This window comes from Brachybacterium muris (genome assembly GCF_016907455.1).
Lineage (GTDB): Bacteria > Actinomycetota > Actinomycetes > Actinomycetales > Dermabacteraceae > Brachybacterium > Brachybacterium muris.
Window position 1 is genome coordinate 2,765,188 of the sequence record NZ_JAFBCB010000001.1, and the last position, 17,132, is coordinate 2,782,319.

Sequence of the window (17,132 nt, forward strand, 5' to 3'; positions counted from 1 at the left end):
GGGAAGACCGTGCGCCTCGGTGCAGGCGAACGATCGGTCGGTGCCCGCCGGAACCGTTTGCCGAGCCCCCGGGCGGCCGGTACGGTCGAATCCCGACCTGATCCGGAGGTGCCCGATGGGCCATCCAGTCCACCTCATCGTCGATGGCCAGCCGCATGACCTGACCGTCGACCCGCGCACCACCCTGCTCGACGCGCTGCGGGACCACCTGGGGAACATGTCCCCGAAGAAGGGCTGCGACCACGGCCAGTGCGGCGCCTGCACCGTGCTGGTCGACGGGCGGCGGCTGAACTCCTGCCTGCTGCTGGCCGTGTCCCTCGACGGCGCGGAGGTGCTCACCTCAAACGGCCTCGCCACCGACGGCGAGCTCTCCGCCCTGCACACTGCTTTCCTCGAGCAGGATGCCTTCCAGTGCGGCTACTGCACCCCCGGGCAGATCTGCTCCGCGACCGGTGTGCTCCGCGAGGCGGCCGAGGGGCACCCCAGCGTGGTCACCGAGGACCACGGCCACGACCACCCGATCGAGCTCACCGAGGACGAGATCCGCGAGCGCATGAGCGGTAACCTGTGCCGCTGCGGCGCGTACGTCAACATCGTCGCCGCCGTCCAACAGGCTGCCGGGGCGAGCGCCGCGAACGAGGGGACGGACCGATGAGACCCTTCGACTACGTACGCGCGGACGACCCCGCCGGCGCTGTCGCCGCGATCGCCGAACGGCCCGGCGCGGCCTACCTCGCCGGCGGCACCAACCTCGTCGACCACCTCAAGCTCGGGATCACCGCCCCCGATCTGCTGGTCGACCTCGGCCGTCTCGACCTCGCGGACATCGAGGAGCTGCCGGACGGCGGCCTGCGCGTCGGCGCCATGGTCCGCAATAGCGATCTGGCCGCCGATCCGCGCGTGCGTCGCGACCACCCGATGCTCTCCCGCGCCCTTCTCTCCGGCGCCTCGGGCCAGTTGCGCAACGCCGCCACCACCGGCGGGAACCTGCTGCAGCGCACCCGTTGCGTCTACTTCCAGGACCCCACGACCCCCTGCAACAAGCGTGCCCCGGGCAGCGGCTGCTCGGCGCTCGGCGGATACACCCGCTACCACGCGATCCTCGGCGCCTCCGACGCGTGCATCGCCACCCACCCCTCCGACATGGCGGTCGCGCTCGCCGCCCTGGACGCGACCGTGGTGGTGCTGGGCTGCGACGGCGAGAAGCGTCTGCCCCTGACCACGTTGCACCGCCTTCCGGGGGACGAGCCCGAGCGCGACACTGTCCTCGAGCACGGCGACCTGATCACCGCCGTCGAGTTGCCCCCGCCGGGCCGCGCCGCCCGCACCCGTTCCACGTATCGCAAGATCCGCGACCGCGCCTCCTACGCCTTCGCCCTGGTCTCGGTCGCCGCGGTGCTCGAGCTCGACCCGGACGCCGCGCGGCCCACGATCCTCTCCGCAAGGATCGCCCTCGGAGGCGTCGCCCACGCCCCCTGGCGGGCTCGCCGCGCCGAGCAGCTCCTCGCCGGCGCCCCCGCCACCCGCGAGAGCTTCCGCCGGGCCGCGGCGGCCGAGCTCGAGCAGGCCCGGCCCGTCGCGGGCAACGAGTTCAAGGTGACGATGGCCCAGGGCGTGATGGTGAGCGTGCTCGCCGAGCTCGCCGGCCTGGACGAGGAGAACGAGGAGCCCCGTGATGAGTGACCTCCTGCGAGCCTCCGCGATCGGCACCGGACGGGTGCGTCTGGACGGGCCCGACAAGGTGCGCGGCCTCGCCCCCTACGCCTACGAGCACCCGGTCGAGGATCCGCTCTATCTCTTCCCGCTGTGCTCGACGATCGCGCTCGGCCGCGTCACCGCGATCGACGCCACAGCCGCGCTCGCGCTCGACGGGGTGGTGCGCGTGATCACCCACGAGAACGCCCTCCGGCTCGCCGACACCGAGGACGGCGAGCTGGCGATCCTCCAGGACGACCGGATCGGCTTCCGCGGCCAGTACCTCGGCGCCGTCCTCGCCGAGACCCCGGAGACGGCCCGCCACGCCGCCGGCCTCGTCGTGGTCACCACCGAGGCTGCGCCGCACGACGCCGAGTTCCGCCCCGACCACCCCGCAGTGCGCGAACCCGAGGGCGGCGCCGACGACATCGACACCGGTGACCTCGAGGCCGCGCTCGCCGCCGCGGAGATCGTGGTGGACCAGCGGTACTCCACCCCTCTCGAGCACAACAACCCGATGGAGCCGCACACCACCATCGCCCGCTGGGACGGCGAGCAGCTCACGCTGTGGACCTCCACCCAGGGCGTGCATCCCGCGCGACAGACCCTCGCCCCGATACTGGGCATCGAACCCGAGCAGCTGCGGATCGTCAGCCCGCACGTCGGCGGCGGCTTCGGCTCCAAGGGCCTGCCCCACGCGGACATGATGCTCACAGCGATGGCCGCGCACGCCATGCCCGGCCGCGCCGTGAAGTATGCCGTCACCCGCCAGCACATGTTCGCGCTGACCGGGTACCGGCCCGCCACCTCCCAGCACCTCCGGATCGGGGCCCGGGCCGACGGCACGATCACCGCCTTCGGGCTCGAGGCGGTCTCCAGCTCCTCGCACACGAAGGAGTTCCCCGAGATGGCGATCAAGCCCTCCCGGCAGATGTACGCCGGCGAGCACCGCCGCATCACCCAGCGCGTGCTCCCGCTGGACATCGCCGTCCCCTCTTGGATGCGCGCCCCGGGCGAGGCACCGGGGATGGTGGGCCCGGAGATCATGATGGACGAGCTCGCCGAGGCCTGCGGGGTCGACCCGATCGAGCTGCGGGTGCGCAACGAGCCGGAGCGTGACCCCGACACCGGGATGCCCTTCAACCAACGCCGGCTGATCGACTGCCTGCACGAGGGCGCCACCCGCTTCGGCTGGGCCGACCGCGACCCGCGGCCCCGTGCCCGCCGGGAGGGCGGATGGCTGATCGGCACCGGCGTCGCCTCGTCGACCTACCCCGCATCCAGGCAGCCCGGCTCGAAGGCCCGGATCCGTCACGAGGCGGGGGTCTACGAGGTGGCCATCGGCGCCGCCGATCTCGGCACCGGCACCTGGACCGCCCTCACCCAGGTCGCCGCCGACGCCCTCGAGGTCGACCCCGCCGACATCGCGCTGCGGATCGGCGACACCGCGCTGCCGAACGCGACCGTCGCCGGCGGCTCCACCGGGCTCGCCAGCTGGAGCGCGGCTGTGCTGGCCGCGGCGGACGCCTTTCGCCGCGAGCACGGCACCGCCCCGGCCGACGGCGTCGAGGCGATCGGGGAGGCGGCGGAGAACCCTGCCGAGAAGCAGTTCGCCATGCACTCCTATGGCGCCCAGTTCGCCGAGGTCCGCGTCCAGGAGGAGACCGGTGAGATCCGTGTGGACCGCATGCTCGGGGTGTTCTCCGTCGGGCGGATCATCAACCCCCGCACCGCCCGCTCGCAGCTCCTCGGTGGGATGACCATGGGGGTGGGGATGGCGCTGCTCGAGAAGGGTGAGCTCGACCCCCGCTTCGGACACGTCGTCAACCACGACCTGGCCGAGTACCACGTGCCCGTCAACGCCGACATCCGCTCTCTCGAGGCGCACTGGCTGGACGAGGAGGACCCCCAGGCCGGGCCGCTCGGCGCGCGCGGCATCGGCGAGATCGGCATCGTCGGCGCCGCTGCGGCGATCGCCAACGCCGTCCACCACGCCACCGGGGTGCGGGTGCGGGACCTGCCCGTGTTCGGCAGCGACCTCCTGGCACGGTGAGCGCCGCGTCGTTCGACGTCTCCCGGCCGGCGGCCGCGCCTCCCGTCGGCCTGCTCCTCGCCGCGGGCGCCGGACGGCGCCTGGGCCGCGGCCCGAAAGCACTGCTGCTCCTGCGCGGCGTCCCCCTGGTCGAGCACGTCGCTCGCGCCCTGCGCGAGGGCGGCTGCGCCGAGGTCGTGGTCGTCACCGGCGCGGGCGCCGAGCGGGTGGGCTTCGTCGTAGACAAGATACCGTGGGCGCGCACGGAGCAGAACCCGTGCTGGCGCGAGGGGATGGGGACCTCCCTGCGCACCGGCCTGGCCGCGATCGGACCGGGCCGCGACGTGCTGGTCACGCAGGTGGACCGCCCAGGGATGTGCGCGGAGGAGGTGGCCCGGGTGCTGGCCGCGCACCGCCCCGGAGGGATCACCGCCGCCGCCCACCGCGAGGCCTCCGGCGGGCTCCGACGGGGCCATCCGGTGCTGTTCGACGCCGCCTGGACCACCGCCGCCGCGGAGGCCGCGCACGCGGACGTGGGCGCCCGCGACCTGCTCCGCGCCCGACGGGATCACGTGCAGCTCGTGGACTGCACGGATCTCGACGACGGTGCGGACCTCGACCTGCCCGAGGACCTGTGGCGGCTGGACGTGCGGGGCTGACCTCTCAGCCGCTCGCAGCAGTGCGCGCATGCAGCGGACCGCTGCCGTCGCGCAGCGGCTCGACGGTGCGGCGCTCGGCCCGCACGGCCAGGATCTCCGCGAGGATCGCGATCGCCACCTCCGCAGGGCTCTCCGCCCCCAGGTCGAGGCCGATCGGGGAGCGCAGCCGCGACAGCGCCTCCTCGTCCACCCCGGCCTCGCGCAGCGCTGTGCGTCGATTGTGATCGCTGCGTCGGGACCCCATCGCACCGACGTAGGCGATGTCCAGTCGCAGAGCGGTGGCGAGCACCGGCACGTCGACCTTGGGATCGTGCGTGAGCACGCAGACCATGCTGCGGGCATCGAGGTCCCCGCGCTCCGCGGCCGCGGCAAGGAACCGGTGCGGCCAGGCACGCACCACCTCCGCCCCCGGGAACGCCGTGGGATCGGTGAACGCCGGCCGATGGTCGCACAGCGTGATCCGCAGCCCGAGCGGCCGCGCGGCCTCCACCAGCGCCTGCCCGAAGGCGTTCGCCCCGCACACCACCAGGTGCGCGGGCCGGATACGGGACTCGACGAACAGGTCGGTCGTCGAGGCGCCCGCAGGGAGGCGGAGGGTGCCGGTGCGAGCCTCGCGGAGCATGGCGGCGACCTGGGTGCTCCCCGCCTCGAGCAACTCCGGGGGCAGCAGCATCGTGAGCGCGCCGCGGACCTCCTCGGCTCCATCGCCCGCGAGCAGGACAGCGCGCGGGCCGTCGGCGTCGTCACCCTCGGGGGCGACCGTCCGTGGTGCGTCGGACTCCTGCGGCAGCCGGGTCACGTAGGCGGCGGGGGAGGGGTCGTTGACCGTGCCGAGGGGGCTCTGCGTCCCCGGGGGCGGGGGAGCGAACGGCTGGATCAGCACCTCGAGCGAGCCTCCGCACATCAGTCCGACGGCGAAGGCGTCCTCTTCGCTGAACCCGAAGCTTTGCAGGCTGCTCCTCCCGGTCTGGAGCGCTTCGCGGCAGGCCTCGAGCACCGCTCCCTCGACGCAGCCACCGGAGAGCGAGCCGTGCAGTGCGCCATCGGCGCCCACCAGCATCGAGGTGCCCACGGGCCGCGGCACGGAGCCCTGGGCGGAGACGATGGTCGCGACGGCGCAGGGGACCGGATCGGAGGCGCGGGCGAGGCGCTCCCGGGCGCCGTCGAGGATGTCGAGCACCTCCTCACCCTATGCGGCGGCCCCGATCGACACGACGGTTTCGACCTCCCGATCGGGCGGGGTGCAGATCACCAAGGCGGTGCTGCTGGTGGCGGCCGTCGACGTCTCGATGGTGTGTCGATGGTGTGGATCCTGGCGCTCAACCGCTTCGATCTCTGCGAGGTGCTCGGGAGGGCCGTCGCGATCGAACTCGTCGACGGGCACCGAGAGACGTTACCGTTGCCCGGGCGTGGCATCTGGACCTCCCCATTGCGCCAGCGAGCCCGCACAGGGCGCCTCGCCCGAGTTCGCCGACCATCCGAACGGAGCCCGACCATGAGCGAAGCACTGAACCTCCACCCAGGAGAGACCGTCCTCAAGAAGGGCCGCGCCAACATGCAGCGGGGCATGGAGACCGTGGGCGGCAAGCTCACCCTCACCAACCAGCGATTGCTGTTCGATGCCCATGCCCTGAACTTCCAGCGCGGAGCCACCGAGGTGTGGCTGCAGCAGGTGGTGGGCCAGAAAGGCGGATGGACCAAGTTCCTCGGCTCGATCCCGCTGGTGCCCAACTCGATCGTGCTCACCCTGGCCGACGGCCAGGAACTCAGCTTCGTGGTCACCGGACGCGCTAAGTGGCTCGCCGCGATCGAGCAGGCGCGTGGCGGCGGCGGGGTGGCCGCCTCCCACTGACCTGCCAGGGCGACCGCCACTCGCGGGTAGACTGATGTGGCCCGAAAGGGCTGGGGCCTGTAGCTCAGTCGGCAGAGCATCGGACTTTTAATCCGCGGGTCGTGGGTTCGATCCCCACCGGGCCCACCCTGGTCGAAGCCTGTCGTCGGCGACATGGCCGCGTCCTGTGGGGAGTCGACGGGAACTTGGTCGCACACCCGGCCCGTATGGCGGGGAGTGCCTGCCGGCTGCGTCCGCAGGACGAGCAGGGTGTACACGGTGCGAGAACCATGTCGGCGACCCATCGGTGTTGAAGCGCGGTCTCCCCTGCGCGAGTGCCCAGGCGGAGGCGCTGGTAGGCGCCGCTCTATTGACGGGTCCGGCATCCGGGGCAAGGAGCCGAGCGCCGCGTTCTCAGAGGTGGGCGGCAGCGGCCGGGCCGATGGGGCCAGTGCCGATGACGACCAGGGAGGCGAGTTCGATGCGGTGGCGAGGTCGGGCCGTGTCGCTGCGGACGCGGTCAGTTCGCGGTAGGGGCGAGGTCGTTCATGAGTGCGCGGACGTGGGCGTCGATGTCGTCCCGCACCAGGCGCATGCGCTCCATCCCTTCGATGCCCCGCTGGGAGGGCTCATCGGTGTGCCAGGTGGAGACCGGCGCGGTCATTCCCTCAACGGGTTCAATGACGGCTTCGCCGCCGATGACGATCACGTGATCGACGCTGCGCAGCAGCTCGGGGGTCACCGGCTGCGGGACAGCGGAGGACATGTCCGCGCCGACCTCGGCGATCGCCTCCGCGGACTGGGCATTGATGGCGGTGCCGGGGCGGGTGCCGGCGGAGTGCACCTCGACGGCATCTCCGGCGTGATGGCGCATGAGGGCGGCCGCCATCTGTGACTTACCGCCGTTCTTCACGCACACGAACAGGACTGCGGGGCGTTTCGCGGTCATGATGACTCGACCTCTCTGCTGGTTCATCGGGTGGGAACGGTCGCGTCGCCGGGGAAGAGCCGGCGGCCCATCGCGAGGGCGACGTAGACGAGGGCGACGAGGACCGGGACCTCGATCAGGGGGCCGACGACACCGGCGAGGGCCTGGCCGGAGGTGACGCCGAAGGTGCCGATGGCGACGGCGATGGCGAGCTCGAAGTTGTTGCCCGAGGCGGTGAACGCGACGGTCGTGGACTTGGCGTAATTCAGGCCGATCGCCCGTCCGAGCAGGAAGGACCCCAGAAACATGACCACGAAGTAGACCAGCAGCGGCAGAGCGATGCGGGCCACGTCTCCCGGTGAGTATTCGTAGTCGTGGGAGCCACCGAATCTTGCTCTTGGGGACCGCCGATCGTGCCGACGGGGGCCAGTAGCCGCCGCGGTGGGGACCACTGGCTCCCGCCGGCATCGGGTCACTGGGGCAGTGCGGTGTGTTCTCGCATGTTCCTGTCGCCGGTGTCGATCCAGATTGTGTTGTGCACGATGCGGTCCATGATCGCATCGGCGTGGACTGCTCCACCGAGCCGGGCGTGCCAGTCCTTCTTCGGGTACTGGGTGCAGAACACGGTCGAGCCGGTGTCATAGCGGCGCTCGAGCAGTTCCAGCAGCATCGAACGCATTCCCTCGTCAGGATGGTCCAGCAGCCACTCGTCGATCACCAGCAGCGAGAACGTGGAGTACTTCCGCAGGAACTTCGTCTGGCCCTGCGGCTTGTCCTTTGCCAGGGCCCAGGCCTCTTCGAGGTCGGGCATTCGGATGTAGTGGGCTCGGAGCCGGTGCTGGCAGGCCTGCTTCGCCAGCGCGCAGCCGAGGTAGGACTTCCCTGAGCCGGTGAAGCCCTGGAAGACCACGTTCTGTTGCCGCTGGATGAAGGAGCAGGTTGCCAGTTGCGCGATCACGTTCCGGTTCAGTCCCCGTTCCTCGACCAGATCCAGCCGCCGCAGGTCCGCTCCGGGATAACGCAGCCCCGCCCGGCGGATCAGACCCTCGACCTTTCCATGATTGAAGATGGAATGCGCCTCGTCCACGATCAGCTGGAGCCGTTCCTGGAACGACATCCCCAGCACGTGAGCCTCATCCTGGGCATCGATCGCGTCCAGCAGCGCGGTCGCGCCCATCTCGCGCAGCTTCCGCTTCGTGTCGTTATCGATCACGCTCACCGGACACCTCCGGCGTAGTAGTCGGCGCCACGGACGTATCCGCCGTCTTCCGCGGGTTCCTCGCGGGGTGGACGCAGGGCGGCGACCTTGTCCTGCCCGGTGGCCAAGATCGGGTGCAGATGCGCATAGCGCGGTGAACGGACCCGTCCCGTCAGCGCGAGTGCGCAGGCCGCCTCGACCCGATCTACGGAGAAGCGGCGAGAGAGCCGTAGCACCGCCAACGCGGGATCCAGGCCCTGTTCCACGATCGGCACGGACTCGAAGATCCGCTGGATCACGATCACCGTGGCCGGCCCGACCCGATCTGCCCACGCCCGCACCCTCTGCGCGTCCCAGGCCTGGAAACGCTCGCCCGCAGGTAGGTCCGCGTCGTTGGTGCGGTACTCATTGCTCGCGGTCTCCGGGAGCAGCAGGTGACTGGTCAGTCGCTGGCTGCCCTGATAGATCTCCAGCGTCCGGGCCGTGATGCGCAGATCGACCTTCGCGCCGATGTGCGCGAACGGCGCGGAGTAGAAGTTCCGCGCGAACGTGACGTGCCCGTTCCTGCCCACTCGTCGTCCGTAGTGCCATGTCGAGATCTCGTAGGGCACCGCCGGCAGCGGCGTCAGCAGCGGCCGCTCCTCCGCGTCGAACACGCTGGCGCGGGATCCGGGCCGCTTCTGGAACGGCTCCGCGTTATAGGCCTCCATCCGCTGCCCGATGGCGGCTGCAAGTTCGGGCAGGGACGTGAATCGCTGATCCCGCAGCCCGGCGATGACCCAGGTCGCGACGTGCGCGACGGTGTTCTCCACGCTCGCCTTGTCTTTCGGTTTCCGCACCCTCCCCGGGAGCACCGCCGCCGAGTAATGCGCTGCCATCTCGCGATACGCATCGTTCAGGACGATCTCGCCCTCGCGGGGGTGCTTCACCACACCGGTCTTGAGGTTGTCCGGAACGATCCTCGGGACCGTCCCGCCCAGCGCCTCGAACATCGCTACGTGCGCTCGCAGCCAGGACTCCTGGCGCATATCCAGCGCCGGGAAGCAGAACGCGTAACGAGAAAAAGGCAGGCAGGCAACGAACAAGAACACCTTCGAGACCTCGCCGGTGACCGGATCGGCCAGCTCCATCGTGGGGCCGGACCAGTCGACCTCCACGCTCTGGCCGGCCTTGTGACCGACTCTCGAAGCGGCACCGGTGACCATGACGTGGTGCTGGTAGGTGCGGCAAAACCGGTCATACCCCATCGCCGGATCCCCAGCCGCCGTGGTCGCGTCGAAGTACTCGCCGTGCAACAGCTTCAGCGTCACGCCGACCCTGGCCATCTCTCGATGGACCTGTTCCCAGTCCGGCTGTGCGAACACGCTCTCGTGCTCGCCCCGGCCCGGGAACAACCGGGCATACACCTGCTCATCGGCGACGTCCGCGATATCGCCCCACCCGATCCCTGCAGCGTCAGCGGCCTCGAACACCGCCCTCACGGACTTGCGGGACATGCCCTGCGAGGACGAAATCGCTCGCCCCGACAGACCTTCTGCGCGCAGCTGGAGCACCAGCTTCGCCCTGATCTTCCGTACCATTCCAGATTGCTCCTTCCGCCGCGTGCCCTATACACACGGCGGAAGGAGCGTAGACAGAGCGGCCCCAACGACACCACTGGTGGTCCCGAACGACGCCACCGCTACGGCAGCGACGTGGCACCCGAACCCTCGATCAGCGGACCCCAGCGAGGCGAATATTCAAGCACCGCTCCCCGGCTGTGGACTCGGGGGTCTACGGCGACTCCGCGGCCATGCTGTGCGCGGACTGCTCCCAGCACCTCTCCTACGGGGAGGCGCGGCGAGTGTTCTGCGCGCTGGACCCTAAGCCGTTCTGCGCGCACTGCGAGGTGCACTGCTTCAAGGCCGAGGAGCGCGCCTGGAACCGCCAGATGATGCGCTACGCGGGTCCCCGGTCGCTGACCCGCGGCTTCGCACGGCAGGGTGCACGGCACTTCGCAGGAAGTGTGCGCACCCGGATCCGCCGGCTGAGAAATCGCACCTGACCCAAGGATGAACCGGGGCCCGGTGGAGGAACGAATCCTCGACCGGGCCCCGGTTCGTCGGCCGATGTCGGCTCAGAGCATGCAGCTCACGCAGCCCTCGACCTCGGTGCCCTCGATCGCCATCTGCCGCAGGCGGATGTAGTAGAGGGTCTTGATGCCCTTGCGCCATGCGTAGATCTGCGCCTTGTTGACGTCACGCGTGGTGGCGGTGTCCGGGAAGAACAGCGTCAGCGACAGGCCCTGGTCCACGTGCTTGGTAGCCTCGGCGTAGGTGTCGATGATCTTCTCGAAGCCGATCTCGTACGCGTCCTCGTAGTACTCGAGGTTGTCATTGGTCATGAAGGGCGCCGGGTAGTACACCCGCCCGATCTTGCCCTCCTTGCGGATCTCGATCTTGGAGACGATCGGGTGGATCGAGGATGTGGAGTGGTTGATGTAGGAGATCGAACCGGTGGGCGGCACCGCCTGCAGGTATGCGTTGTACATGCCGTGCTCGCGCACCTGCTCGCGCAGCTGCACCCAGTCCTCCTGGGAGGGCAGGTGCACGCTCGAGCCGGCGAACAGCTCACGCACCTTGGCGGTCTTCGGCTCCCACACCTGCTCGGTGTACTTGTCGAAGTACTCGCCGCTGCCGTACTGCGACTTTTCGAACTCGAAGAAGGTCTCCCCGCGCTCCTTGGCGATCTCCATCGACGCCTTGATGGCGTGGTAGGTGACCGCGTAGAAGTACATGTTCGTGAAGTCCAGGCCCTCCTCGGATCCGTAGTGGATCGCTTCGCGGGCCAGGTAGCCGTGCAGGTTCATCTGTCCCAGGCCGATGGCGTGGGACTTGCGGTTGCCCTCGGCGATCGTGGGCACCGACTCGATGTCGGAGGTGTCCGAGACCGCTGTCAGGCCGCGGATCGCGGTGGAGATGGTGGTGGCGAAGTCCGGGGAGTCCATCGCCTTGGCGATGTTCAGCGAGCCCAGGTTGCAGGAGATGTCCCGCCCCATCTTGTCGTAGGAGAGATCCACGTTCATCTCCGACGGGGTGGCGATCTGCAGGATCTCCGAGCACAGGTTGGAGTGGGTGACCTTGCCGGGGATCGGGTTCGCCCGGTTCACCGTGTCCTCGAACATGATGTACGGGTAGCCGGACTCGAACTGGATCTCGGCCAGCACCTGGAAGAAGTCGCGCGCGCGGATCTTCTTCTTGGAGATCGCAGGGTTGTCGACCATCTCGTGGTAGAGCTCCGAGACGTTCACGTCCGCGAAGGGCTTGCCGTACTCGCGCTCCACGTCGTACGGGGAGAACAGGTACATCGGCTCGTTCTTCTTGGCCAGCTCGAAGGTGATGTCGGGGATCACCACGCCGAGGGAGAGGGTCTTGATGCGGATCTTCTCGTCGGCGTTCTCGCGCTTGGTGTCCAGGAACCGCAGGATGTCCGGGTGGTGCGCGTGCAGGTACACGGCGCCGGCTCCCTGGCGGGCACCGAGCTGGTTGGCGTAGCTGAAGGAGTCCTCCAGCAGCTTCATCACGGGGATCACGCCGCTGGACTGGTTCTCGATGTGCTTGATCGGCGCACCGTACTCACGCAGGTTGCTCAGCAGCAGCGCCACGCCGCCGCCGCGCTTGGACAGCTGCAGGGCGGAGTTGATGGAGCGGCCGATGGACTCCATGTTGTCCTCGATGCGCAGCAGGAAGCAGGAGACCAGCTCGCCGCGCTGCGCCTTCCCGGCGTTGAGGAAGGTGGGGGTGGCCGGCTGGAAGCGGCCGTCGAGGATCTCGTCGACCAGGTTGCGGGCGAGGGTCTCGTCGCCGCGAGCCAGGGTGAGGGCCACCATCATCACGCGGTCCTCGAAGCGCTCCAGGTACCGCTTCCCGTCGAAGGTCTTCAGGGTGTACGAGGTGTAGTACTTGAAGGCACCCAGGAAGGTGGGGAAGCGGAACTTCTTGGCGTAGGCCTGCTCGGAGAGCGACTTGATGAACTCGAAGTCGTACTGGGCCAGCACCTCGGGCTCGTAGTACTTGTTCTCCACCAGGTAGTCGAGCTTCTCGCGCAGCGAGTGGAAGAACACGGTGTTGGGGTTCACGTGCTGCAGGAAGTACTCGCGGGCGGCGAGGCGGTCCTGCTCGAACTGGATCTTGCCGTCCGGTCCGTAGAGGTTCAGCATCGCGTTGAGCGCGTGGTAGTCCAGCTGCTTGTGGTGCTCCGCGGGGGGCATCTCGGTCAGTGTCGCCAAAACTCTTCCAATCCGTCATGGACCTTCTGCACGTCGCGTGCAGTGCCCAGCAGTTCGAACTTGTACATGTGGGGGACCTTGCACTTCGCGGAGATGATGTCCCCTGCGATGCAGTAGGCCTCCCCGAAGTTGGTGTTCCCCCCGGTGATGACGCCCCGGATCAGATCCCGGTTGCGCTTGTCGTTGAGGAACTTGATGACCTGCTTGGGGACGGCACCGCCGTGGTTGCCGCCGCCGTAGGTCGGGACCATCAGGACGAACTCCTCGTCCATGACGAGGGGCTCGTCCTTCGGGTAGAGCGGGATGCGGTGGGCGGGGATCCCCAGCTTCTCGACGAAGCGATGGGTGTTCTCCGACACCGAGGAGAAATAGACGAGGGTTCCCACGTCGACGCCTCCTGTGCTGGCTGTGCTGGGTCTCAGATGGCGGCGGCGCGACGCTGCACGCCGGCGGAGGCAGCGATCGCCTTGATCTTGTCGGGGCGGAAGCCGGACCAGTGGTCCTCGCCGGTGATCACCACGGGGGCCTGGACGTAGCCCAGGGACTTCACGCGGGCGAGGGCGTCGGCGTCCTCGGTGATGTCGACGACGTCGTAGGCGATGCCGGCCTTGTTCAGGGCGCGCTTGGTCGCATCGCACTGGACGCACAGGGGCTTCGAGTACACGGTGATGTCCACGGGAGGAAGACCTTTCTCGGGCACCGCGCCGAGACGGCGCGAGGAGGAGCGGGTGATGCAGGTGTGGGGCGGTCCGAGGACCGGTTCCGCTGGTTCCTGCCCATCTCCCCGAGCGCGGTTCCTCGCTGGCGACGAGGCGGCGCACGCTCCGTGAGGAGCGGGAAGAGGGTGGATCCCTGCGGCCTCGCCAACACTACACCTAGTGGTCGATCGCCGGAACCACCACAAGATGTACTGAGTTACAACATTGTCATCCACATCGCAGTGTTGACGGGCTGTGGATGGCTCGGGAGGGATGTGGACACTGCGCGCCCCCGACGCACTAAACCGCAGGACGACGCCGGTGGGAGCCTGTGGACGGGCGAGGAAGGGCGGCCCCGGGGTGTGGACGGAGGGTCGGCCGGACGCCTCGGAACGCCCTCGGAAACCGGCGTCGGTGACCCTTCTCGCGCTCGGATCCCGGGCGCGTCGCGGCGTGTCGTACGGGGCGCCTGGGCGTGGCGGAATCAGCCCATCGCGCCACCGGGCGGCAGAGCCGGAGAGCCGGTCCTGCGGGTGACGGATCGGGAAGGCAGCTGACAGCAGAGGCCCGGTGGCGTTCCCTCGGGAACGTCACCCGGCCCTGAGGTGCCTGAGCAGGCGGCCTGCCCTCAGCGGTCTCCCTCGCGGGGCCGGCTGTCCTGGTCGAGACTCCACACGTCCACCTCGTCGGTGGGAAGCGTGGGCAGAGAGCGGGTGGGCTTCTCCTCGACACTGGGTTCGTCCACTGCAGGCTCCCGAGCCTCGGGCTCGTCGATGCCCGGCTGCTCGGTACCGGGCTCACTGATGCCAGGCTCATCGATGCCGGGCTCATCGATGCCGGGCTCATCCGCAGCTGGCTCCTGGACGCCCGGTTCGTCGATGCCGGGTTCGTGGGCGGGGAAGCTGACATCCTCGAGAGGGACCGCGTCCGTGACGGGCACCGGCTCGGTGACGGGCTCCGGTTCGGCCACCGGGGCGGGATCGGCCAGCGGAGCAGGGTCGGCCGCGGCAGCGGTTTCGCCTGCGGGAGCGGGATCATTCACCGGGGCGGGGTCCGTCACGGTGGCGGGCTCGAGCGGCGGCGCATCGTCCGGCTCGGCAACGGGTTCCGGCTCCGGCTCCCCCTCCGTGGGGACATCAGCCTCCGACTCGGACCCGGGCTCGACAACGGGCTGCGTCTCGGACCCGAGCTCGACATCGGGCTCCGACTCGGCCTCCATCTCGACTTCCGAATCGGACTCGGGCTCCGGCTCCGGCTCCGGCTCGGGCTCGAGGCTGCGTCCGTCGGCCTCCACGATCGCCGCGAGCACCTCGCGCATCAGCAGCAGCTGTGCGCGTGCCTCCTCCGCCCCCATGATCGGGCGCGTACCGCGGTCCACGAAGGCGTGGAACGCCTCCCACATCGCCTCGGCCGCCCCTGCTGTGGCCGTGCTCGCCGTGGTGACCACCGCCCCGGCGGACTTCTCCCGCAGGCTGATGCGCGAGCGCCGATCGCCCAGTGACGGAGCCGGCAGCTCCACGTCCATCCGCTTGCGCGCCGACAGCACCTCGATGCGCTCGGAGTACTCCGGGGCGAACGGCAGGTAGTGCCACACCAGACGCACCGGTGCGCCGTTCTCCAGCTCTCCCAGGATCTCGATGGACCCCGGGATCACGCCCTTGGGCCAGTGCCGCACCGCGACCAGACGGGTGACCGGCCCGTAGGCGCGCTCGACCACCGCGGCCTGGTGAGCCACACCGGTGAGCAGGCCCTTGACGTACAGGTCGCGGTCGCGCTGGGTAGCGCCGCCTCCGGCGCCCGCCTCCACGGCGGCCTGGAGGGACTTGCGGCGCTGGGAGCGCACCTCGGTGGGCAGGTCGTAGGCCGAGGTGGTCACGTGCGCCCAGCCGAACAGCGGCTGGCTGGCCGGCATCAGCACCTCGTGGTCGATCATCCGCACGTCCTTCGCGGCGATCTTCTCCGACAGCGCGATGACGGAATCGTCGTACTGCTGGGGGTGGGCCATCATCACCAGGTGACGCCCGGTCATGCGCTCGAAATCGACGACCTCGGCGATCTCCTCGGCGGAGAACCCCAGCGGCGGCTCCACCAGCACCGGGATGCCCCGCCGCATCAGCTGCATCAGATCGCTGACGTGCAGGCCGTCGGTGGACAGCAGTGCGGCGTCCACCGCGACCTTCTTGCCGCGCACCGCGGTGATCAGATCGGCCACCGACTCGTAGCGCGACTCCTCGGCCACCCCCCACACCTCGGAGGCCTCGCGGCGGCGGCGCGGTGAGTGCTCGACCAGGGCGGTCACCGTGAACCTGTCCCAGCGACGACGCAGCACCGGCAGGTGCACGGCCTGTGCCATCGTTCCGGCACCGATCACGGCGATGTTCAAGGTCTTCGGCATCGGGCGGGCTCCTCGAGGGCTCGGCGGAGGCGGGCGGCGGCTCCCGGGTTCCGGGGCGGGGCGCCGCGCAGGACTCCGGCGCCGCCGGCGGCGGCGCGCTGCGCTGTGGCTGTTCTACCACACGCGATCGGGCCCCTCCGGCGGCTATCGTGGGGCGTCGTCCAGCACGCCCGGGGAGGTCACGATGCCCACATTGTTCTACACCGTCGCCCGCAGGGCCGCCGTCCCGCTGCTGCACGGCATCTGGCGGCCGCGCGTGACGGGCGTGGAGAACGTGCCCCGCGAGGGAGGCTTCATCGTGGCCTCCAACCACCTGGCCTACATCGACTCGGCGATCATCCCGATCGCGATCCCCCGCCCCGTCCACTTCGTCGCCAAGGACGACCTGTGGAAGCAGACGGGCCCCCTTGGCCGGATGCTCAACGGGTTCTTCGAGCAGGTGGGGGCGGTCCCGGTGGACCGGCAGGCCCTCTCCTCCGGCAAGGGTGCCCTGCAGGCCGGGCTGGAGATCCTGCGCCGGGGCGACGGGTTCGGCATCTACCCCGAGGGCGGCCGATCCAAGGACGGCCTGCTGCATCCGGGCAAGCAGGGCGCGGCTTGGCTCGCACTGGAGTCGGGCTGCCCGGTGATCCCGGTGGGTCTGAAGGGAACACCGCACTTCCGACCCCGTCGCCTGCTTCCCGAGCGCGGTGCGATCTCGGTGCGGATCGGCGCGCCGATCGACTTCTCCGACCTGGACCCCGGGCTGTCCAAGGGTGCCCGGCGGCGTCAGATGACCGCGCGGATCATGGACGAGATCCAGGCGCTGTCCGGGCAGCGCCGCTCCCCCGTCGCCCATCAGGATCCGCAGCCCTGATCCTCGCCCGCCCCCCGGCTCGGACCCTCGACCCGACATCGCGGCCCGTCTGCGCCTAGTATCGATGCAGGCCACCCGTCGTCGCGGGGGCCGCCCGCAACCGCAGCGCAGCGCAGGAGAGCAGATGGCCGTCGTCGTCGGATTCATCCCCACCGAGGTGGGCTACAAGGCGCTGGATGCCGCGCGCGATGCCGCCGAGCAGCGCGGGGGCCCGCTGATCGTGGTCAACGTGGTGCGCGAGGGCGTCTCCGAGGACCCCCGCCACGCCGACGACCTCCAGCTCGAGACGGCACTGGAACGCCTGCGGCGCTCCGCCGTGCGCGTGCAGGTGCGCCAGGAGCACACCGAGGACGACATCGCCGATGTCCTGCTGAAGGTGGTCGACGAGGAGAGGGCCGAGCTGCTGGTGCTCGGCATCCGCCGTCAGAACGATCTGGCGCGCCACCTGCTGGGCCTGACGGTGCAGAAGCTGCTGCTGGCCGCCCGCAGCGAGGTGCTGGTGGTGTGAGACCGGTCGACCGGAGTGCGCCGGCCGCTGCGAACGCACGGCCCGCACCCGGACACGGACCGACG

At 69.8% G+C, this 17,132-nt stretch carries 17 protein-coding genes, 1 tRNA gene and 1 pseudogene; 9 read left to right on the forward strand and 10 right to left on the reverse strand.

The window, feature by feature from the left end; all coding sequences use genetic code 11:
• Positions 1-115: 115 nt before the first annotated feature.
• From JOD52_RS12915 to JOD52_RS12930, 4 genes are read left to right on the forward strand one after another with little or no spacing between them, the layout of a single operon-like run.
• The gene (locus tag JOD52_RS12915) at positions 116-655 is read left to right on the forward strand and encodes a (2Fe-2S)-binding protein (protein ID WP_204410395.1); all 540 of its coding nucleotides are present in this window, start codon (positions 116-118) and stop codon (positions 653-655) included.
• The gene (locus tag JOD52_RS12920) at positions 652-1,683 is read left to right on the forward strand and encodes an FAD binding domain-containing protein (RefSeq protein ID WP_204410397.1); all 1,032 of its coding nucleotides are present in this window, start codon (positions 652-654) and stop codon (positions 1,681-1,683) included. Before JOD52_RS12915 ends, JOD52_RS12920 begins: the two co-directional genes overlap by 4 nt.
• Positions 1,676-3,748 (forward strand): xanthine dehydrogenase family protein molybdopterin-binding subunit, encoded by a 2,073-nt coding sequence (locus tag JOD52_RS12925; RefSeq protein ID WP_204410399.1) that lies wholly within the window; start codon positions 1,676-1,678, stop codon positions 3,746-3,748. Before JOD52_RS12920 ends, JOD52_RS12925 begins: the two co-directional genes overlap by 8 nt.
• Positions 3,745-4,386 (forward strand): NTP transferase domain-containing protein, encoded by a 642-nt coding sequence (locus JOD52_RS12930; RefSeq protein ID WP_204410401.1) that lies wholly within the window; start codon positions 3,745-3,747, stop codon positions 4,384-4,386. The genes JOD52_RS12925 and JOD52_RS12930 overlap by 4 nt, the downstream gene beginning before the upstream one ends.
• 4 nt (positions 4,387-4,390) lie before the next feature.
• Here the strand turns inward: JOD52_RS12930 and JOD52_RS12935 are convergent, their stop codons facing one another.
• On the reverse strand, positions 4,391-5,566 hold the full coding sequence (locus JOD52_RS12935; RefSeq protein WP_204410403.1) for an XdhC family protein: 1,176 nt from the start codon (positions 5,564-5,566) through the stop codon (positions 4,391-4,393).
• A 9-nt stretch (positions 5,567-5,575) separates the two neighbouring features.
• Entirely contained in the window at positions 5,576-5,770 is a 195-nt protein-coding gene (locus tag JOD52_RS12940; RefSeq protein WP_204410404.1) for a hypothetical protein, read from the reverse strand.
• Positions 5,771-5,881: 111 nt separating this feature from the next.
• Between JOD52_RS12940 and JOD52_RS12945 the strand changes: the two genes are divergently transcribed.
• Complete coding sequence (locus tag JOD52_RS12945) at positions 5,882-6,238, forward strand: hypothetical protein (RefSeq protein ID WP_204410406.1); 357 nt, start codon at positions 5,882-5,884, stop codon at positions 6,236-6,238.
• A 53-nt stretch (positions 6,239-6,291) separates the two neighbouring features.
• A tRNA-Lys gene (locus tag JOD52_RS12950) sits at positions 6,292-6,364 on the forward strand.
• Between the two features lie 373 nt (positions 6,365-6,737).
• On the opposite strand, the gene JOD52_RS12955 is transcribed toward JOD52_RS12950, so the two are convergent.
• From JOD52_RS12955 to istA, 4 genes and pseudogenes are all read right to left on the reverse strand, one after another.
• On the reverse strand, positions 6,738-7,166 hold the full coding sequence (locus tag JOD52_RS12955; RefSeq protein WP_204410408.1) for an arsenate-mycothiol transferase ArsC: 429 nt from the start codon (positions 7,164-7,166) through the stop codon (positions 6,738-6,740).
• A gap of 23 nt (positions 7,167-7,189) precedes the next feature.
• Positions 7,190-7,507: pseudogene (locus JOD52_RS12960) on the reverse strand (arsenic resistance protein); the annotation flags it as partial.
• Between the two features lie 110 nt (positions 7,508-7,617).
• On the reverse strand, positions 7,618-8,364 hold the full coding sequence (locus tag JOD52_RS12965) for an ATP-binding protein (protein WP_338124028.1): 747 nt from the start codon (positions 8,362-8,364) through the stop codon (positions 7,618-7,620).
• Entirely contained in the window at positions 8,361-9,923 is a 1,563-nt protein-coding gene (gene istA / locus JOD52_RS12970) for an IS21 family transposase (protein WP_204408388.1), read from the reverse strand. Before istA ends, JOD52_RS12965 begins: the two co-directional genes overlap by 4 nt.
• Positions 9,924-10,102: 179 nt before the next feature.
• Here istA and JOD52_RS12975 point away from each other — a divergent pair, with 179 nt between their 5' ends.
• Positions 10,103-10,387 (forward strand): nitrous oxide-stimulated promoter family protein, encoded by a 285-nt coding sequence (locus tag JOD52_RS12975; RefSeq protein ID WP_204410410.1) that lies wholly within the window; start codon positions 10,103-10,105, stop codon positions 10,385-10,387.
• 72 nt (positions 10,388-10,459) lie between these two features.
• On the opposite strand, the gene nrdE is transcribed toward JOD52_RS12975, so the two are convergent.
• From nrdE to JOD52_RS12995, 4 genes are all read right to left on the reverse strand, one after another.
• Positions 10,460-12,592: a class 1b ribonucleoside-diphosphate reductase subunit alpha gene (nrdE, locus tag JOD52_RS12980; RefSeq protein WP_204410411.1), complete on the reverse strand. Its 2,133-nt coding sequence runs from the start codon at positions 12,590-12,592 to the stop codon at positions 10,460-10,462.
• 5 nt (positions 12,593-12,597) lie between these two features.
• Positions 12,598-12,996 (reverse strand): class Ib ribonucleoside-diphosphate reductase assembly flavoprotein NrdI, encoded by a 399-nt coding sequence (gene nrdI / locus JOD52_RS12985; RefSeq protein ID WP_017824413.1) that lies wholly within the window; start codon positions 12,994-12,996, stop codon positions 12,598-12,600.
• 32 nt (positions 12,997-13,028) lie between these two features.
• The gene (gene nrdH / locus JOD52_RS12990) at positions 13,029-13,286 is read right to left on the reverse strand and encodes a glutaredoxin-like protein NrdH (protein WP_017824412.1); all 258 of its coding nucleotides are present in this window, start codon (positions 13,284-13,286) and stop codon (positions 13,029-13,031) included.
• Positions 13,287-13,936: 650 nt separating this feature from the next.
• Positions 13,937-15,703 carry a Gfo/Idh/MocA family protein gene (locus tag JOD52_RS12995; RefSeq protein WP_204410413.1) on the reverse strand — a complete coding sequence of 589 codons (1,767 nt, stop codon included), beginning with the start codon at positions 15,701-15,703 and terminating at the stop codon, positions 13,937-13,939.
• Between the two features lie 184 nt (positions 15,704-15,887).
• Between JOD52_RS12995 and JOD52_RS13000 the strand changes: the two genes are divergently transcribed.
• The gene (locus JOD52_RS13000) at positions 15,888-16,559 is read left to right on the forward strand and encodes a lysophospholipid acyltransferase family protein (protein WP_204410415.1); all 672 of its coding nucleotides are present in this window, start codon (positions 15,888-15,890) and stop codon (positions 16,557-16,559) included.
• A gap of 124 nt (positions 16,560-16,683) precedes the next feature.
• Positions 16,684-17,067, forward strand: a complete 384-nt coding sequence (locus tag JOD52_RS13005) for a universal stress protein (protein ID WP_193866764.1) — start codon at positions 16,684-16,686, stop codon at positions 17,065-17,067.
• Positions 17,068-17,132: the final 65 nt, after the last annotated feature.

What these genes read in the sequence shown, in the direction of transcription:
- istA (WP_204408388.1), bottom strand. Translation starts at nt 9,923, where the DNA reads ATGGTACGGAAGATCAGGGCGAAGCTGGTGCTCCAGCTGCGCGCAGAA.
- JOD52_RS12920 (WP_204410397.1), top strand. Translation starts at nt 652, where the DNA reads ATGAGACCCTTCGACTACGTACGCGCGGACGACCCCGCCGGCGCTGTC.
- nrdE (WP_204410411.1), bottom strand. Translation starts at nt 12,592, where the DNA reads ATGCCCCCCGCGGAGCACCACAAGCAGCTGGACTACCACGCGCTCAAC.
- JOD52_RS13005 (WP_193866764.1), top strand. Translation starts at nt 16,684, where the DNA reads ATGGCCGTCGTCGTCGGATTCATCCCCACCGAGGTGGGCTACAAGGCG.
- JOD52_RS12925 (WP_204410399.1), top strand. Translation starts at nt 1,676, where the DNA reads ATGAGTGACCTCCTGCGAGCCTCCGCGATCGGCACCGGACGGGTGCGT.
- JOD52_RS12955 (WP_204410408.1), bottom strand. Translation starts at nt 7,166, where the DNA reads ATGACCGCGAAACGCCCCGCAGTCCTGTTCGTGTGCGTGAAGAACGGC.
- JOD52_RS12945 (WP_204410406.1), top strand. Translation starts at nt 5,882, where the DNA reads ATGAGCGAAGCACTGAACCTCCACCCAGGAGAGACCGTCCTCAAGAAG.
- JOD52_RS12995 (WP_204410413.1), bottom strand. Translation starts at nt 15,703, where the DNA reads ATGCCGAAGACCTTGAACATCGCCGTGATCGGTGCCGGAACGATGGCA.
- JOD52_RS13000 (WP_204410415.1), top strand. Translation starts at nt 15,888, where the DNA reads ATGCCCACATTGTTCTACACCGTCGCCCGCAGGGCCGCCGTCCCGCTG.
- JOD52_RS12915 (WP_204410395.1), top strand. Translation starts at nt 116, where the DNA reads ATGGGCCATCCAGTCCACCTCATCGTCGATGGCCAGCCGCATGACCTG.